Annotated in this window: 16 protein-coding genes; 8 read left to right on the forward strand and 8 right to left on the reverse strand. The window is 65.9% G+C overall.

Annotation, left to right across the window (positions count from 1 at the left end; genetic code table 11):
• Positions 1 to 40 precede the first annotated feature (40 nt).
• Complete coding sequence (locus ACQ5SA_RS04350) at positions 41 to 2,206, forward strand: M3 family metallopeptidase (protein WP_499312873.1); 2,166 nt, start codon at positions 41 to 43, stop codon at positions 2,204 to 2,206.
• A 174-nt stretch (positions 2,207 to 2,380) separates the two neighbouring features.
• On the opposite strand, the gene cfa is transcribed toward ACQ5SA_RS04350, so the two are convergent.
• From cfa to ACQ5SA_RS04365, 3 genes are read right to left on the reverse strand one after another with little or no spacing between them, the layout of a single operon-like run.
• Positions 2,381 to 3,499 (reverse strand): cyclopropane fatty acyl phospholipid synthase, encoded by a 1,119-nt coding sequence (cfa, locus tag ACQ5SA_RS04355; RefSeq protein ID WP_499312874.1) that lies wholly within the window; start codon positions 3,497 to 3,499, stop codon positions 2,381 to 2,383.
• Between the two features lie 19 nt (positions 3,500 to 3,518).
• Positions 3,519 to 4,400, reverse strand: coding sequence for a DUF3298 and DUF4163 domain-containing protein (locus tag ACQ5SA_RS04360; protein WP_353100365.1), 882 nt, complete (start codon positions 4,398 to 4,400; stop codon positions 3,519 to 3,521).
• A gap of 36 nt (positions 4,401 to 4,436) precedes the next feature.
• Positions 4,437 to 4,739 carry a GNAT family N-acetyltransferase gene (locus tag ACQ5SA_RS04365; protein WP_089236171.1) on the reverse strand — a complete coding sequence of 101 codons (303 nt, stop codon included), beginning with the start codon at positions 4,737 to 4,739 and terminating at the stop codon, positions 4,437 to 4,439.
• A gap of 208 nt (positions 4,740 to 4,947) precedes the next feature.
• On the opposite strand from ACQ5SA_RS04365, the gene ACQ5SA_RS04370 reads away from it, so the two are divergent.
• Complete coding sequence (locus ACQ5SA_RS04370) at positions 4,948 to 5,109, forward strand: hypothetical protein (protein WP_165780990.1); 162 nt, start codon at positions 4,948 to 4,950, stop codon at positions 5,107 to 5,109.
• Positions 5,110 to 5,167: 58 nt separating this feature from the next.
• Here the strand turns inward: ACQ5SA_RS04370 and ACQ5SA_RS04375 are convergent, their stop codons facing one another.
• Together ACQ5SA_RS04375 and ACQ5SA_RS04380 are read right to left on the reverse strand one after the other, a co-directional pair.
• Complete coding sequence (locus ACQ5SA_RS04375; protein ID WP_025876742.1) at positions 5,168 to 5,794, reverse strand: rhomboid family intramembrane serine protease; 627 nt, start codon at positions 5,792 to 5,794, stop codon at positions 5,168 to 5,170.
• A 7-nt stretch (positions 5,795 to 5,801) separates the two neighbouring features.
• Positions 5,802 to 7,367 carry a POT-type proton-dependent oligopeptide transporter gene (locus tag ACQ5SA_RS04380; RefSeq protein ID WP_230110904.1) on the reverse strand — a complete coding sequence of 522 codons (1,566 nt, stop codon included), beginning with the start codon at positions 7,365 to 7,367 and terminating at the stop codon, positions 5,802 to 5,804.
• A 162-nt stretch (positions 7,368 to 7,529) separates the two neighbouring features.
• On the opposite strand from ACQ5SA_RS04380, the gene ACQ5SA_RS04385 reads away from it, so the two are divergent.
• Entirely contained in the window at positions 7,530 to 8,366 is an 837-nt protein-coding gene (locus tag ACQ5SA_RS04385) for an endonuclease/exonuclease/phosphatase family protein (RefSeq protein WP_353100099.1), read from the forward strand.
• Between the two features lie 154 nt (positions 8,367 to 8,520).
• Here the strand turns inward: ACQ5SA_RS04385 and ACQ5SA_RS04390 are convergent, their stop codons facing one another.
• Complete coding sequence (locus ACQ5SA_RS04390; protein WP_089236174.1) at positions 8,521 to 9,132, reverse strand: superoxide dismutase; 612 nt, start codon at positions 9,130 to 9,132, stop codon at positions 8,521 to 8,523.
• Positions 9,133 to 9,355: 223 nt separating this feature from the next.
• Between ACQ5SA_RS04390 and ACQ5SA_RS04395 the strand changes: the two genes are divergently transcribed.
• Together ACQ5SA_RS04395 and ACQ5SA_RS04400 are read left to right on the forward strand one after the other, a co-directional pair.
• Positions 9,356 to 9,808, forward strand: coding sequence for a guanyl-specific ribonuclease (locus ACQ5SA_RS04395; protein WP_499312877.1), 453 nt, complete (start codon positions 9,356 to 9,358; stop codon positions 9,806 to 9,808).
• Positions 9,805 to 10,218 carry a barstar family protein gene (locus ACQ5SA_RS04400; RefSeq protein ID WP_499312878.1) on the forward strand — a complete coding sequence of 138 codons (414 nt, stop codon included), beginning with the start codon at positions 9,805 to 9,807 and terminating at the stop codon, positions 10,216 to 10,218. The genes ACQ5SA_RS04395 and ACQ5SA_RS04400 overlap by 4 nt, the downstream gene beginning before the upstream one ends.
• 123 nt (positions 10,219 to 10,341) lie before the next feature.
• Here the strand turns inward: ACQ5SA_RS04400 and ACQ5SA_RS04405 are convergent, their stop codons facing one another.
• On the reverse strand, positions 10,342 to 12,093 hold the full coding sequence (locus tag ACQ5SA_RS04405; RefSeq protein WP_499312879.1) for a hypothetical protein: 1,752 nt from the start codon (positions 12,091 to 12,093) through the stop codon (positions 10,342 to 10,344).
• A 10-nt stretch (positions 12,094 to 12,103) separates the two neighbouring features.
• Positions 12,104 to 12,703, reverse strand: a complete 600-nt coding sequence (locus ACQ5SA_RS04410; protein WP_499312881.1) for an NfuA family Fe-S biogenesis protein — start codon at positions 12,701 to 12,703, stop codon at positions 12,104 to 12,106.
• 90 nt (positions 12,704 to 12,793) lie between these two features.
• Between ACQ5SA_RS04410 and ACQ5SA_RS04415 the strand changes: the two genes are divergently transcribed.
• The 3 genes from ACQ5SA_RS04415 (at position 12,794) to zupT (ending at position 14,469) form a co-directional block, all read left to right on the forward strand.
• The gene (locus tag ACQ5SA_RS04415; RefSeq protein WP_230110908.1) at positions 12,794 to 13,144 is read left to right on the forward strand and encodes a 4a-hydroxytetrahydrobiopterin dehydratase; all 351 of its coding nucleotides are present in this window, start codon (positions 12,794 to 12,796) and stop codon (positions 13,142 to 13,144) included.
• Positions 13,141 to 13,557, forward strand: coding sequence for an energy transducer TonB (locus ACQ5SA_RS04420; RefSeq protein ID WP_312705987.1), 417 nt, complete (start codon positions 13,141 to 13,143; stop codon positions 13,555 to 13,557). The genes ACQ5SA_RS04415 and ACQ5SA_RS04420 overlap by 4 nt, the downstream gene beginning before the upstream one ends.
• Before the next feature lie 102 nt (positions 13,558 to 13,659).
• Positions 13,660 to 14,469: a zinc transporter ZupT gene (gene zupT, locus ACQ5SA_RS04425; protein WP_499312883.1), complete on the forward strand. Its 810-nt coding sequence runs from the start codon at positions 13,660 to 13,662 to the stop codon at positions 14,467 to 14,469.
• Positions 14,470 to 14,669: the final 200 nt, after the last annotated feature.

Raw genomic sequence — 14,669 nt, forward strand, 5'->3', positions numbered from 1 at the left:
TTACCCTCGGGCCCTTGTTTGCCTTACCGGAGTATCGACCTTGACCACCCGCCTTGCCCTTGCCGTGGCCATGACCCTCGGCCTTGCCCTGCCCGCCTATTCGGCCAGCGCCGCCGCCCCGGCTGCTGCCAATGCCCAGCAGGCCAACCCGTTCTTCGCCGACAGCCCGCTGCCGCTGCATTTCCCGCAGTTCGACAAGATCAAGGACAGCGACTTCGCCCCGGCCTTCGACGCCGGCATGGCGCAGCAGCTGAAGGAAGTGGAGGCGATCGCCAACACCAAGGCCAAGCCGACCTTCGACAACACCATCATCGCCCTGGAAAAGAGCGGTGACACCCTGGACCGCGCGACCACCGTGTTCTTCAGCCTGGTCGGCGCCGATACCAACGACACCCGCAAGAAGCTGCAGGCCGACTACTCGGCGAAGTTCGCCGCGCACAGCGATGCAATCGCGCTGAACGGCAAGCTGTTCGCGCGCATCCAGGCGCTGTATGACAGCCGTACCACCCTGGGCCTGGACGCTGAAGGCGTGCGCCTGGTCGAGAAGTACTACGACAACTACGTGCGCGCCGGCGCCAAGCTGTCCGAGGCCGACAAGGCTACGCTGAAGAAGATGAACGCCGAGCTGGCCAACCTGGGCACCAAGTTCAGCCAGAACGTGCAGTCGGAAGTGAATGCTTCGGCGATCACCGTCAACGACGTCAAGGAACTGGACGGCCTGTCCAAGGAGCAGATCGCTGCCGCCGCCGAAGCCGCCAAGGCCCGTGGCCTGGACGGCAAGTACGTGATCACCCTGCTCAACACCACCGGCCAGCCGCCGCTGACCAACCTGGCCAACCGCGCCCTGCGCCAGAAGATCTACGAAGCCTCCACCACCCGCGGCAGCCGCGGCGGTGAGTTCGACAACACCGCACTGGTCGCGCGCATCATGCAGCTGCGCGCCGACAAGGCCAAGCTGATGGGCTTTGCCAACTTCGCCGCCTACAACCTGACCAACCAGACCGCCAAGACCCCCGAAGCGGTCAATGCGATGCTGGGCAAGCTGGCCCCGGCAGCGGTGGCCAACGCCAAGCGCGAAGCCGCCGACCTGCAGGCGATGATCGACCAGGAGCAGAAGGCCGCCGGCAAGCCGACCTTCAAGCTCGAGCCGTGGGACTGGGCCTTCTACAGCGAGAAGGTGCGCCAGGCCAAGTACAACTTCGACGAATCGCAGCTGAAGCCGTACTTCGAGATGAAGAACGTGCTGGAAAATGGCGTGTTCTACGCCGCCGGCCAGGAATTCGGCCTGAGCTTCAAGCAGCGCACCGACCTGCCGGTGTACCACGATGACGTCACCGTCTATGACGTGTTCGACGCCGACGGCAGCCAGCTGGCGATCTTCATCTTCGACCCGTATGCACGTGCGTCCAAGCGTGGCGGTGCGTGGATGAACTCGTACGTCTCGCAGTCCAAGCTGACCGGCTTCAAGCCGGTGGTGGCCAACCACCTGAACATCCCCAAGCCGCCGGCCGGCCAGCCGACCCTGCTGACCTGGGATGAAGTGAGCACCACCTTCCACGAGTTCGGCCATGCCCTGCACGGCATGTTCTCGAACGTGAAGTACCCGTACTTCTCGGGCACCGCTGTGCCGCGCGACTTCGTCGAGTTCCCCTCGCAGGTCAACGAGATGTGGGCCGACAACCCGGCCATCCTGAAGAACTACGCCAAGCACTACCAGAACGGTTCGGCGATGCCGCAGGCGCTGCTGGACAAGGTGCTGGCCGCGGCCAAGTTCAACCAGGGCTTTGCCACCACCGAGTACCTCGGTGCGGCCATGCTCGACCAGCGCTGGCACCAGATCGGCCCGGACCAGGTGCCGGCCGCCAAGGACGTGATGGCCTTCGAGCGCGCCGCGCTGGAGAAGGACGGCATCTACTACGCGCCGGTTCCGCCGCGCTACAAGACCCCGTACTTCAGCCACATCATGGGCGGCTACTCGGCTGGCTACTACGCCTACATCTGGTCGGAAGTGCTGGACGCCAACACCCAGAAGTGGTTCCGCGACAACGGTGGCCTGAGCCGCAAGAACGGCGACCATTTCCGCGCGACCCTGCTGTCCAAGGGTGGCAGCGTGGATGCGATGCAGCTGTTCCGCGATTTCGCCGGCCACGAGCCGCAGATCGAACCGCTGCTGGAAAAGCGTGGCCTGACCGGCACCGGCAACTGATCGCCGGCACCGTAGCGTGAAATGAAAACCGCCCGGGAGACCGGGCGGTTTTTTTTATGGATGGGTCAGAGCCCATTTCTACGAAATGGGATCTGACCCTGGGGTCGGATCCCTTTCCATCGGAAAGGGCTCTGACCCCATCCACGCATGGCGTGGATCTACTGGAATGCGGCCTCACCGCGGCGCCACGTATCCCCCCGGCACGCCCTGCGGCGACAGCACCAGCTGCCACAACTGCGCATGGCGGCTGCGGAACGTCGCCATCGATCCAGCCAGGTAGAACCTCCACAGGCGACGGAACCTCTCGTCATAGCGCTGCGCATCCAGTGTCGGCCACGCCACTTCCACATTGCGTCGCCAAGCCTGCAGGGTCAGGTCGTAGTCGGTACCGAAGTTGTGCCAGTCCTCCAGCACGAAGCGCCCTTCGAACGCCCGGCTGATCTGCACCGCCGACGGCAGCATCGAGTTGGGGAAGATGTAGCGCGCGATCCACGGATCGGTGCGATGGCGCGAGACGTTGCTGCCGATTGTATGCAACAGCAGCAGGCCACGCGGCGACAGGCAGCGCCGTGCCACATCGAAGAAACTGCGGTAGTTCTTGTCGCCCACGTGCTCGAACATGCCGATGGAGAACACCGCGTCGAACGGCTCGTCCAGTTCGCGATAGTCCTGCAGCCGGATCTCGATCGGCAGGCCAGCGCACAACTCACGCGCGTAGTCGGCCTGCTCCTGCGAAATGGTGATGCCCACGCCACTGACACCATAGCGCTCAGCGGCGAACTTCAGCGCCTCGCCCCAACCGCAGCCGATATCCAGCACGCGTTGCCCGGGGCGCAGCCCAAGCTTGCGGCACACCAGATCGAGCTTGGCTTCCTGCGCGCCATCCAGATCGTTGGCGTTGCGCCAATAGCCACAGCTGTAGACCAGGCGCTGGCCAAGCATCGCCTGGTACAGGTCGTTGCCGAGGTCGTAGTGGCGGCGGCCGACTTCATAGCTGCGCTGCCCGGCCTGCAGATTGAACAGACGCGCTCTCAGGGCGTCGGCTACCTCACGCCAGCCGTGCACCCGTTCGTCCAGGTGCGCCTGCATCAGGTGGAACAGGAATTCATCGAGGACGTTGGCATCCCACCAGCCGTCCATATAGCTTTCGCCCAGGCCGAGTGAGCCGTGCGCCATGACCCGCGCGAAGAAGTGCGGGTCATGCACCTGGATATCCTGTGGCCGGGTTCCATCGATCTGGACCCCGGCCTCGTGGAGCAGGCCGGTGACCCGCTCCTGCAACCCTGTATCCACGTCACCTCCTCGTCTACGGTTACCCGCGTGCGAACAGCTCCACGTAGTCCTTGGCCACGTGCGGCAACACCACCGAGGCCGGCACATCAGCGGTCTGGGTACCGTCCGAGTATGGACCCACCTGATAGGGCGGGAACACGAAGCGCAGTGCGGTGATCTGACCCTTGTCGTCGGTCAGCGGCTGGAACTGGCTGAAGTTGTCGGCCTGCGGACCGGTGCCGTCGGCGATCATCCGCGAGGCATTGCGCAGGGATTCCTGCAGCTGCGACGGGTCCATGTCCTCGCCGCTGAGGCGGGTGGCCACGCGCTCACGCAGCTGGTCGGCGACGAAATCGCTGATCGCTTTCCAGCCCTTGGCGTCGGCCACCAGCTTGTCGGCGCTCAACATCTGCTGCTGCGCCGGCAGCCACACGAATCGTGCAACCAGCGGTTCGCCGTGGGCGCCACCGGTGTAGCGGCTGCCGTCGGCACTGACCACCACCAGCTGCGGCGTCTCCAGCAGCTTCTCGAAGCTCAGCGACAGCTCATAGGGCATGGTCGGCTTGTCGTTGCCCAGCCCGTCCAGCGCCTGCTGCAGATCGCCGCGGGCAGAGGTGGCATAGGCCTGCAGCGCGCGCGCCAGCCCCGGATAGCGATCGATGCCCGCCGGGTAGCTGATGCCGACCACTTCACGTTCGTTGTTCTCGATCACATCGCGCAGATCCAACGGCGCTTCCGCTGCGGGTGTCTCGGCGGTGCCAGTGGCTTCGGCCGCAGGCGCGGCGTCGGTGGCCGGTGCCGCCTCGTTCTCGCGCTGGCAACCGGCCAGCAACAGCACGCCCATAGCGCCGGCCAGCACGCTGGCGTGCAGTGGCCGGTTGTTTCCAATCTTCATCGGGATCCCCTGTTCATGTTCATACATCATCGCCTGCCCTGGCTGAAGCGTGGCCCGCTGGAGTCAGCCTACAAGCAGATCGTGATACTCCTCGTGACGCTGCAGGAAGGCCTCGGCATAGGCACATGCCGGCACCACCTTGTACTTCTGTTCGCGGGCGAAACGCAGTGCGACCCGGGTCAGCTCACCGGCAATGCCGCGGCCAGCGATCGGCTCGGGCACTTCGGTATGGGTGATGACCATCCGCCTGCGTTTGATCTGGTAATCCAACAGTGCAACCTGTCCGCGCACGCGGGCGGTGAACCGGTGGTTGACCTGATCGTGTTCGACCTCGTAAGCCAGACCGGGGGGCGTGACCGAAGCCATGGGACTGTCTCCTGCGGCGACTGCGTGGATGGTGCGCAGGCGGGCGCCATGATCGCGTGAAGCCTGAACAGGGACAAGTCCGCACCTTCTGCGTCAGTTGTTGCCCTCAAGCTGCAGCCCGGCCGGCCGCTAACCCCTTTGCAGGGGTACGCCAGGCTGGCATGCCCCTTGCGACAGTTGACCCAGCGATCTGCCGTGGAGGCCCGCGATGCACCCCAGCGACTCACATTCCGATACCGATCACGCCCTGCTGGAGGGCCTGCTGCAACTGGCCGTGGAGGGACAGACCGAAGACCAGGCATTCCAGAGCATCGGCGAGGAAGTGTTCTCCCGCCTGCTCGATACCTACGGTCAGGAAACCCGCGCCTGACCCGGAGCGGGGCCGAAGCCCCGGGGGTCGGATCCCGTGGATCCGACCCCAGCCACCCTCAGCCGCCGCCGAGGCGGAAGGTCGGATTGGACAGCTCACGCAGGAAGTGACTGAAGATGCTCGGCTGCATGGCCAGCATGAAGATCACCCCGAACGCCGCACCGGCCAGGTGCGCGCTGTGGTTGATGCGATCGCCACCGCGCTTGTCCATCCAGATGCTGTAGCCGACGTAGAACGCGGCATACACGATCGCCGGCGCCGGGATGAAGAACACCAGGATGATCGACCACGGTTTGATCAGGATGAAGGCGAACAGCACCGCTGACACCGCCCCGGATGCACCGAGGCTGAGGTAGTTCGGGTTCTTCTGGTTCTTCAGATAGCTGGGCAGGATCGAGACCAGCAGCGCACCGACGTAGAACGCCGGATAGACCAGGTAGCTGCCGGTCAGCTGCACCATCACGCTCTCGATGAATCCCCCGAAGAAGAACAGGGTGATCATGTTGAAGATCAGGTGCGACCAGTCGGCGTGGATGAAGCCGTAGGTGATCAGGCGGTCGTACTGGCGGTGGCGATCCACCGCCGGCGGCCACAGGATCAGGCGGTCGGCCAGCTTGCGGTTGTTGAACGCCATCCACGACAGGATGGCGGTGATGGCGATCAACAGCAGATTGACGGGGGTCATGTCAGGCTCAGGCGGTGCGGTAGTTGTCGACCATACGATAGCGTTTCGCATACCAACCAAAGGCCAACGCCGCGATGAAGGCGAAGCCGGCGAAGAAGAACATCAGGAAGGCCGCCTCGCTCAACCCGGTCCCGGCGATCTGGTGGGTCACCGTCTCGTTGCGTACCGCCGCGTTGGACAGCAGCACCCACAGGTTGCCGATGGTGGTGGTCAGGTTCCAGAAGCTCATCACCACGCCCTTCATCGCCTGCGGTGCCTGGCTGTAGGCGAACTCCAGGCCGGTGGCCGAGACCAGCACTTCACCGAAGGTCAGCAGCGCGTACGGCAGCATCTGCCAGAAGATCGACATCGCGTTGCCACCGTCCATCACCACCTGGATGCCACCCACCACGATCCAGGCCAGGCCGCTGAAGGCGATGCCTACGGTCATCCGACGCAGCGCGGTCGGCTCGAAGCCGAAGCGGCGCAGGGCCGGGTACAGCACCAGATTGTTGAACGGAATCAGGATCATCACCAGCAGCGGATTCAATGCCTGCATCTGCGAGGCGGTGAACCAGCTCGGCATCTGCATCTGCTGGCCCTGCAGCACCCAGGTCGAGGCCTTCTGGTCGAACAGCGAGAAGAACGGGGTGGTCAGCGCGAAGATCACCAGCACGCGCAGCACCGAGCGCACGCCCTCCACGGCCTCGGCCGGGTGCTGGCCGCGGGCGCGATCCAGCTGCAGCCAAGTGCCACCACCGATGCCTGCCAGAATCGACACCAGCGCCAGGCACAGGCAGATCACGATGCCAAGCGAGCCGACCAGGCCGAACGAAGCGACCGCCAGTACCAGCCCGACCACGGCGATGACCAGGCCCGGACGACCTTGGCCGGCGACGCGCGCGGTCAGCGCGGTACGCACCACGTTGGCGAACGAATGCGGGTCCTTCGGCGGCAGCGGCACCAGCACATAGCGCTTGCGGCCCAGCCAGAACACGAAGGTGGCAATGAACATCAGGATGCCCGGAATGCCGAAAGCCCACTGCGGGCCCCAGTTCTTCAGCACCAGCGGGATCAGCAGCGAGGCGAACAACGAGCCGAAGTTGATGATCCAGTAGAAGGCGTCGAAGACGATCTTGGCCAGGTGCTTGTTGCTTTGGTCGAACTGGTCGCCCATGAACGAGGCCACCAGCGGCTTGATGCCACCGGCACCCAGCGCGATCAGGCCCAGGCCGACGAAGAAGCCCTCTCGGCTGCCCTCGAACAACGCAAGGCACAGATGGCCCATGCAGTAGACCAGGCTGAACCACAGGATGGTGTGGTACTTGCCGAAGAACTTGTCGGCCAGCCAGCCCCCGAGCAGCGGGAAAAAATACACGCCGATCATGAAGCTGTGCATGATGTCCTTGGCTTCACCGGCACGGCCTTCCGCAGTGAGTTCCTGCAGCAGCAGCGAGGTGATCAGGAACTGCACCAGGATGTTGCGCATCCCGTAGAAACTGAACCGCTCGCAGGCCTCATTGCCGATGATGTACGGGATCTGGCGCGGCATCTTTCCCTGGCCGGCGATGGGGGCGACTGCGTCGTGGCTCATCCTGTAAGGCATTCCTGCAAAACGAAAGGCGCAAGAGTACCGGAACCTGTGCGTGCGAAGCACGCTGCAGGGCTGCATGACAGCCGTGCCAAAGCATGGCAGGCATGCGCGGCCCTGCCGGAAGTCACGGAACCTGCACGGCAAAAGCGTAAACTTATCGTTATGCGCCCCCTGCCCTTTGCCCGCATCCTGCCCAGCTGCCTTGCCCTCATGCTGGCCATGCCTGCGCTGGCACGGCCGCAGGCGCCACCCGCCGCAGGCCTTGCCACCGAGGTGCGGCAATTGACCGTCGCCGCGCTGGAACTGCCCAGCCGTGACGAAGGCCAATGGAAGCAGCGCCGCGAACAGGTACTGCAACTGCTGACCGATCTGCAGCCGGATGTGATCTCGGTGCAGCAGGTATTGCAGCAGCAGGGGCGCAACCCGGCCTGCTGGTTGGCCAGCCGGCTGCGCTACAGCTGCGATTTCGTCACGGCCGACCCGCCGAGCCAGCCGGTCCGGCACGGCAACGCGATGCTCAGCCGGCTGCCGGTCAGCGAAGACGGCGTCACCCTGCTGCACCCACCGGGCACCTTCAGTGCCGCCGGCATGATGCGCCTGCGGCTGGGCGACAACGACGTCAACGTCTATATCGCGCGCCTGCGGCCGGAGCCGGACGAAGCCACGGCCCGGCAGCATCAAACCAGCGACCTGATGACCTGGATCGGCGCCACGGCCGAGGGCATGCCAAGCCTGATCGCCGGGGATTTCTCAGCCAGCACCGTCGAGCTGGTGCGCAGCACGCCCGGCTTCCAGCCGGCCCGGCGCAATCCTGGCGCACCGGCGGCCAGCGGCGGGGGTGCCAGTGGCCATGGGCTGGATGTCCTGTTCCAGGTCAAGCACTTCGGCGGCATCCGCCAGCAGGCGATCCTGCTGCCCGCCGATGGCGACCTGCCCGGCCTGCGCCTGGGGGTGATGGCGACGCTGCGGCTGCAGGACGTGCCCGCCACCACCGAATGACTCCGTCTGCGGGGTAGTGCCGGCCGCTGGCCGGCAACTGCAATACCCCTGGCAGGATCATGAGGTTGCCGGCCAGCGGCCGGCACTACCAAACACCCACAAACAAAAAGGCCGGGGTCTCCCCCGGCCTTTTCAGTTCATCCAGTCACTGCGATCAGGCGATCGCTTCCTGGTAACGACGCTCGACTTCGTTCCAGTCGATGACGTTGAAGAACGCGCCGATGTATTCCGGACGACGGTTCTGATACTTCAGGTAGTACGCGTGTTCCCACACGTCCAGACCGAGGATCGGCGTGTTGCCTTCCATCAACGGGCTGTCCTGGTTGCCGCTGCTTTCGACCACGACCTTCTTGTCCGGGGTCACGCTCAGCCACGCCCAGCCACTGCCGAAGCGGGTCAGCGCGGCCTTGGTGAAGGCATCCTTGAACTTGTCGAAACCGCCCAGGTCCTTGTCGATCGCCTTGGCCACATCACCGACCGGGTTGCCGCCGGCGTTCGGGGCCATCACGGTCCAGAACAGCGAGTGGTTGGCGTGGCCACCACCGTTGTTGCGCACCGGGCCCTGCAGGTTCTCCGGCAGCGACTTCAGCTTCTTCACCAGTTCTTCGACCGGCAGGTCGGCGTACTCGGTGCCTTCCAGCGCAGCGTTGACGTTGTTGATGTAGGTCTGGTGATGCTTGGTGTGATGGATTTCCATCGTCGCCGCATCGATATGCGGTTCCAGCGCGTCGTAGGCGTAGGGCAGCTTGGGCAGGGTGTAGGCCATGATGCATCTCCTGATAGCGAGGGCACCCGACGGCATCGTCGGGCGGTGCGCGGTGAATGATGGGGACAGACCGCCAGATTACCAAGGGGGATGTAAAGGAAATTGCGTCCTGCAGGTGAGCGTGCCGGCAATTGTTACCCGGCGGTGACGCAGCGCGCGCCCTCATGCAGGGTGCAGCGCGCAGGCGCTACAGTGGGCGCACCACCCTCGCCCGCTCCTGCCCATGCGCAACCCCCGGCTGTTGATCACCGCCATCGCCCTGCTACTGCTCGGCCTGGTCGTCAATCATTTCCTGCAGCGGCCGCCGCCGCAGTTCGCGCCTGGCCTGCAGAGCACGCCGGCCGCCAGTGCACCGGCGGTCCGAAACAGCGGCAGTGACAGCGCCCTGCCCGCCTTCCTTCCGGCCGAAGCCCGCCAGACCATCGCACTGATCCAGCGCGGCGGCCCGTTCCCGCATCGCCAGGACGGCAGCACCTTCGGCAACCGCGAACAACAACTGCCACAGCGTCCGCGCGGTTACTACCGCGAGTACACCGTTGACACGCCTGGCGCAGGCAACCGTGGCGCGCGGCGCATCGTCACCGGCGGCAATCCGCCCGATGCCTGGTACTACACCGATGACCACTACGAATCCTTCCGCAGCTTCACCGTACCGGCCTCCGGAGAACGTCCATGAGCCACGATGATTTCGGCCTCGGCCTGCATGACATCAACAATGCCGGCGTCTACGCAATCGACAGCTCGGATATCAGCGCACTGTCGGCAGCGATGCGCGATGCCGACCTGAAGGTGATCCGGATCGACCTGGATGGCGTGAGCGACAAGCGCACCCTGCTGGCACGGCTGGCCGCCCAGCTTGATTTCCCTGCCGGCTTCGGTGGCAACTGGGATGCACTGACGGACAACCTGCGCGACCTGCAATGGTTGCCGGCCAATGGGTATGCGCTGTTCCTCGCCGATGTCGATGCCCTGCGCGCAGCGGCGGGCAAGGAGTTCGACACGCTGCTGGACATCCTTGATGAAGCCAGCCGTGACTGGGTGGGCCGCGACGTCCCGTTCTGGGTATTCCTCTCGCAGAGCGCGTGACCGGGTAGAGGCCGACCTTGGTCGGCATGCACGTGTAAGCGCATGGATCATCCACGCATGGCGTGGATCTACCCGGCGCAGCTGGATGCACAGTAGATCCACGCCATGCGTGGATGCGGCACCCTACCGGCTGCCGTTATCTTCCTGCAGCTCTTTCTTGAACGGGATATCCGGCGGCGGACGCGCCACGGCGGGCTGGTCCTGCATGTTCGGATCGGTGAGGCCACAGCCGCCACCGGCCTGCAGGATCGAGATCACGCAGGAAATCTTCGTGCTGGTGCCCGGCAACGGAATCTCCATCGCCTTGACGCCTTTTCGCACCCATTCGGCAAGCAGCGATTCCTGCGGCACCCAGTACTTATCGAACGAGGTGGGCGTGTAGTCGTAGGGCGGCCGCTTCAGCCATTTGCCGGACTCGGCGATGCGTTCCTTGCTCCAGCCGTCGTTGGCTCCGCCAGGTGCGCCACGCTCGGCCTTGCCGGCCCCATCCTGGCCGGCCACGCGCACGCTGCCGTCAGCATTGAACAGACCATCCCCCTTGCCGGCGCTGGCTTGCGCGGCGCCCTGATTGGCGCCTTCGCGATTGCGGCTGGAGGCACCCCAGTCGTCACCGCGTGCAGGAGTCGCCCAGTTGCCCGGGGTCGGCGCCGGGCGCGCGCCCGCCTGCGCGGCGGTGGTGCTGGTCGCCGCAGGACGCGCGGCAGTGGCGCTGTTCTGTGCTGCGCTGCCTGCCGGCGCCGGCGTCGGCGTCGTCGCACTGCCAGCCGAGGACGACGCTGCCGGTAGCGGAGCGGCTGCAACCTCCCGTTCGCGCACCTGCACCTCGCGACCGGCAGGCGCACGCACTGTGGGCTCGCGCCCCGCGACGGCAGCCATGCGCACCTGCGGATCGGTCATCGCCTGCACTTCGCGTTCGCGCACCTGCACCTCACGCTGCGGCACGCCCACCTGGATGTCGGTGGCACGCAGGGGCTGCGACGCCACCGGCACTTCGACCGTGGCGATTTCGCGTTCCTGCACCTGCACATCGCGTACGCGCGGCGCCTGCACAGCCACGTCGGGCATGCGCACGGGCGTTGGTGTCGGCGCAGCCTGCACTGGCTGCACGCTGCGCTCGCGCACGGTCGGCGTGGTGTCGCGCGGAACGACGCTGACTTCGGTTCGCGGCGGCGCCATCGGCGGCACCACGAATTCGCTGGTGGCCTGCGCCACTTCGGTGGCCTGCACCGGTGAGGGCGGTGGTGCGGCAACCGGTGCCGGCTCGACCTCGGGCGGCGGCACGCTGGCGGTCGGAGACGTGGCAGCGGCGGCGGATGACGGCGCAGGTGCTGCAGGCTGCGGGCGCGGCGCAGTGGCAGCTCCCGCGTCCTGGCCTGCGGCTACGGCACCGGCTGCTGCAGCAGCAGCCGCCTCGGCCCCGGCCTGGTCGCCGCCGCCTTCCTGCGCAGCACGGCCGACGAATTCAATCTGCACGCGCTCACCCTCGCTGCCCTGCTCGTCCGGCGAAGACGTGCGGATCACCGCTACCCACAGCAGCAACAGGAAGAACAACAGATGCAGCAGCGCGCTGAGCAGCGCCGAGGTCCAGCGCATCCAGCGCTGGTCGCGAGGCGCCGGATCCCAGTCCTGCCAGAACAGGCGGCGCAGGGACGCCCATGGTCCCAGTGCCGGCAATTGTCCCGGGGGGCCTGGCAGTGGCCGCGGCAGCAGCACCGCGATCACTTCGCGCGCGTGCAACGGACGTGGCAGCGGCGTCAGCGTCCGCAGCCAGATCGCCCAGCCGTATGGCAGGCCGGTGTTCTTCTCGAGGATGGGCGGTCGCTGCTGGCGCGCCAGCAGCAGGTCGATGAGTTGCTCGGCTCTGGGCAGAGGCACGCGTTGGCGATCAGGCGGCGTTGCCGCGCGGAATATACGGGGCGCGGCCGCTGTCGTGATCGGTGGCGTCACGCACGGCGGTCACTCCGGGCACACGGCCCATCAGGGTCTTCTCGATGCCCTGCTTGAGGGTGACGTCGGCCATGCCGCAGCCTTGGCAGCCACCACCGAAGCGCAGCAGCACCACGCCGTCGGCCGAGACTTCCTGCACGGCCACCTTGCCGCCATGCGAAGCGAGCTGCGGATTGACTTCGTTTTCCACAACCCAATGCACGCGCTCTACCAGCGAGGCGGCATCGCCGGGCGCTTCGCCCTTGATCCGCGGCGCTTTGATCGTCAGCTGTTGGGTGCCGGCCGTACCGGGCACGATGTCGATCTCCGCGCCGTCGAGCCAGCCAACGCTGGTGGCGTCGACATAGAGCGTGAAGCCATCGCAGTCCACCGCCCACTCGTCGCCGAGCAGGTCGGTCGGCTCGGCGAACTCCAGCCGGGCGTCGGCACGCGGGGTTCCGGGTTCGACCGCACTCAAGCGCACGCCCATGCCGGGCACGCCCTCGCGTTCGATCAGCTTGCGGAAATGGGTCTGGGCAGTGTCGGAGATCTGGATCATCAGGCTATTCTAGCCAAGTAAGCGTCAGCCGCTCATTCGTTTTATACACCGGCCGGCGCATTGTTCAGTCAACACGAGGTGGAGGAACCCATGGCCGACCTGATTCCGCTGGCACAGGCCCGTTGCGTGCCGCGCAAAGGCAGCGACCACAAGCTGGGCGAGGCCCGCCTGGCAGAACTGCTGCCGCAGGTTCCCGGCTGGGAGCTGGCCGAGGCCGGCCAGGCGCTGGTGCGCACGTTCCGCTTCAAGGATTACTACGCCACCATGGCCTTCGTGAACGCGCTGGCCTGGATCGCCCACGGTGAGGACCATCACCCGGACCTCGGTGTCCATTACGACCGTGCCGTCGTCCGCTATTCCACCCACGACGTGGGCGGCCTGAGCGAGAACGACTTCATCTGCGCAGCGAAGACTTCAGCCCTGACGGAGCAACCGAAATGAACGTGCGATTGCTGAGCCTGTCCCTGCTTGCCGTGACCAGCCTGGCCGGCTGCGGCACCTCCGAGCCGCCGGCAGCGCCGGCTGCGGCACCCACCGAAGTGGCGGCAGTGAAGACCCCGCCGCCGCAGTATCCGCTTGAACTGGCTTGCACCGGCGTGGGCGGCACCAGCACCTTCAAGGTGGTGATCGGCACCGACGGCAAGCCCAGCGAGGTCACCCTGCTGACCGGCGCGGGCAATCCGCAGCTGGACGATCTGGCCAAGACCGCCGTGCAGGGCTGGCAGTTCAAGGCCGCCACCCGCAATGGCGAGGCCGTGCCGGCCACGATCCAGGTGCCGGTCAGCTTCAACCCGCCGCAGCCGAAGCCGGACCAGTGCTTCGCCATCGAAGAAAGCCTGCGCCGCGGCGGCTGACCGCCTGCCGCTGACGAGGCCAGCCGACGCCCGCCTCGCCTTTGCCGCCCCGCCCCGGCCCGTGCCGGGGCGATTGCTTGATGACAAGGAACGCGTCGGAACATGCTGCAGATCCCCCCCGAAAACATCTGGATCGCCCTGGCGGTCACCCTCGCTGCGGGCCTTGCCACCGCCATCGGCAGCCTGCTGGTGCTGTTCTCGCGCCGCCCCAACCCGCGCCTGCTGGCCTTCGGCCTGGCCTTTGCCGGCGGCGCGATGGTGTACGTCTCGCTGTCGGAGATCCTCAACAAATCCATCGCCTCGTTCGCGCTGGCCTATGGTGAACGCACCGGCTTCACCTACGGCACCCTCGCCTTCCTGCTGGGTGTGGTGGTGATCGTGCTGATCGACCACTTCATTCCCAACCCGCATGACAGCCTGGACAAGCAGGACCCTGCTTTCCGCGAGAACAGCCGCGAATACCTGAAACGGGTCGCCCTGCTGACCTCGGTGGCGATCACCGCACACAACTTTCCGGAGGGACTGGCGACGTTCTTCGCAACGCTGGAGAGCCCGTCGGTGGGCATGCCGTTGGCCTTCGCCATTGCCATCCACAACATTCCCGAGGGCATCGCCATTGCGGTGCCGGTGTATTTCGCCACGCAGAACAAGTTCTACGCCTTCGCCGCCAGCCTGCTGTCAGGCCTGGCCGAACCGGTCGGCGCGGCGATCGGCTATGTACTGCTGTCCGGCTCCCTGTCCCACGCCACGTTCGGCTGGGTGTTCGGCCTGATTGCCGGTGTGATGGTGTTCCTGGCGCTGGACGAGCTGCTGCCGGCGGCCAAGCGTTACGCCAAGGGCCACGAGACCGTCTACGGGCTGGTCGCGGGCATGAGTACGCTGGCGATCAGTCTGGTGCTGTTCAAGTGGTGAAAGGTTTCCGGCCAACGGGCTGAGCCCCCTCGCGGCTGGCAGGGTCGGATTCTGCGGTTGGGCCGGGCGAGGTGGGTTTGCGGGGGACGCCGTAAACCCATCCATGGGGGCTTGGGCGCGCCATCCATGGCGCTTACACCCCCGCAAACCCACCTCGCCCGGCCTCTGACAGGCTACGTGCGTGCCAGCCGCGCAATGAA

Source organism: Stenotrophomonas indicatrix, from assembly GCF_050573115.1.
GTDB classification, from domain to species: domain Bacteria; phylum Pseudomonadota; class Gammaproteobacteria; order Xanthomonadales; family Xanthomonadaceae; genus Stenotrophomonas; species Stenotrophomonas lactitubi_A.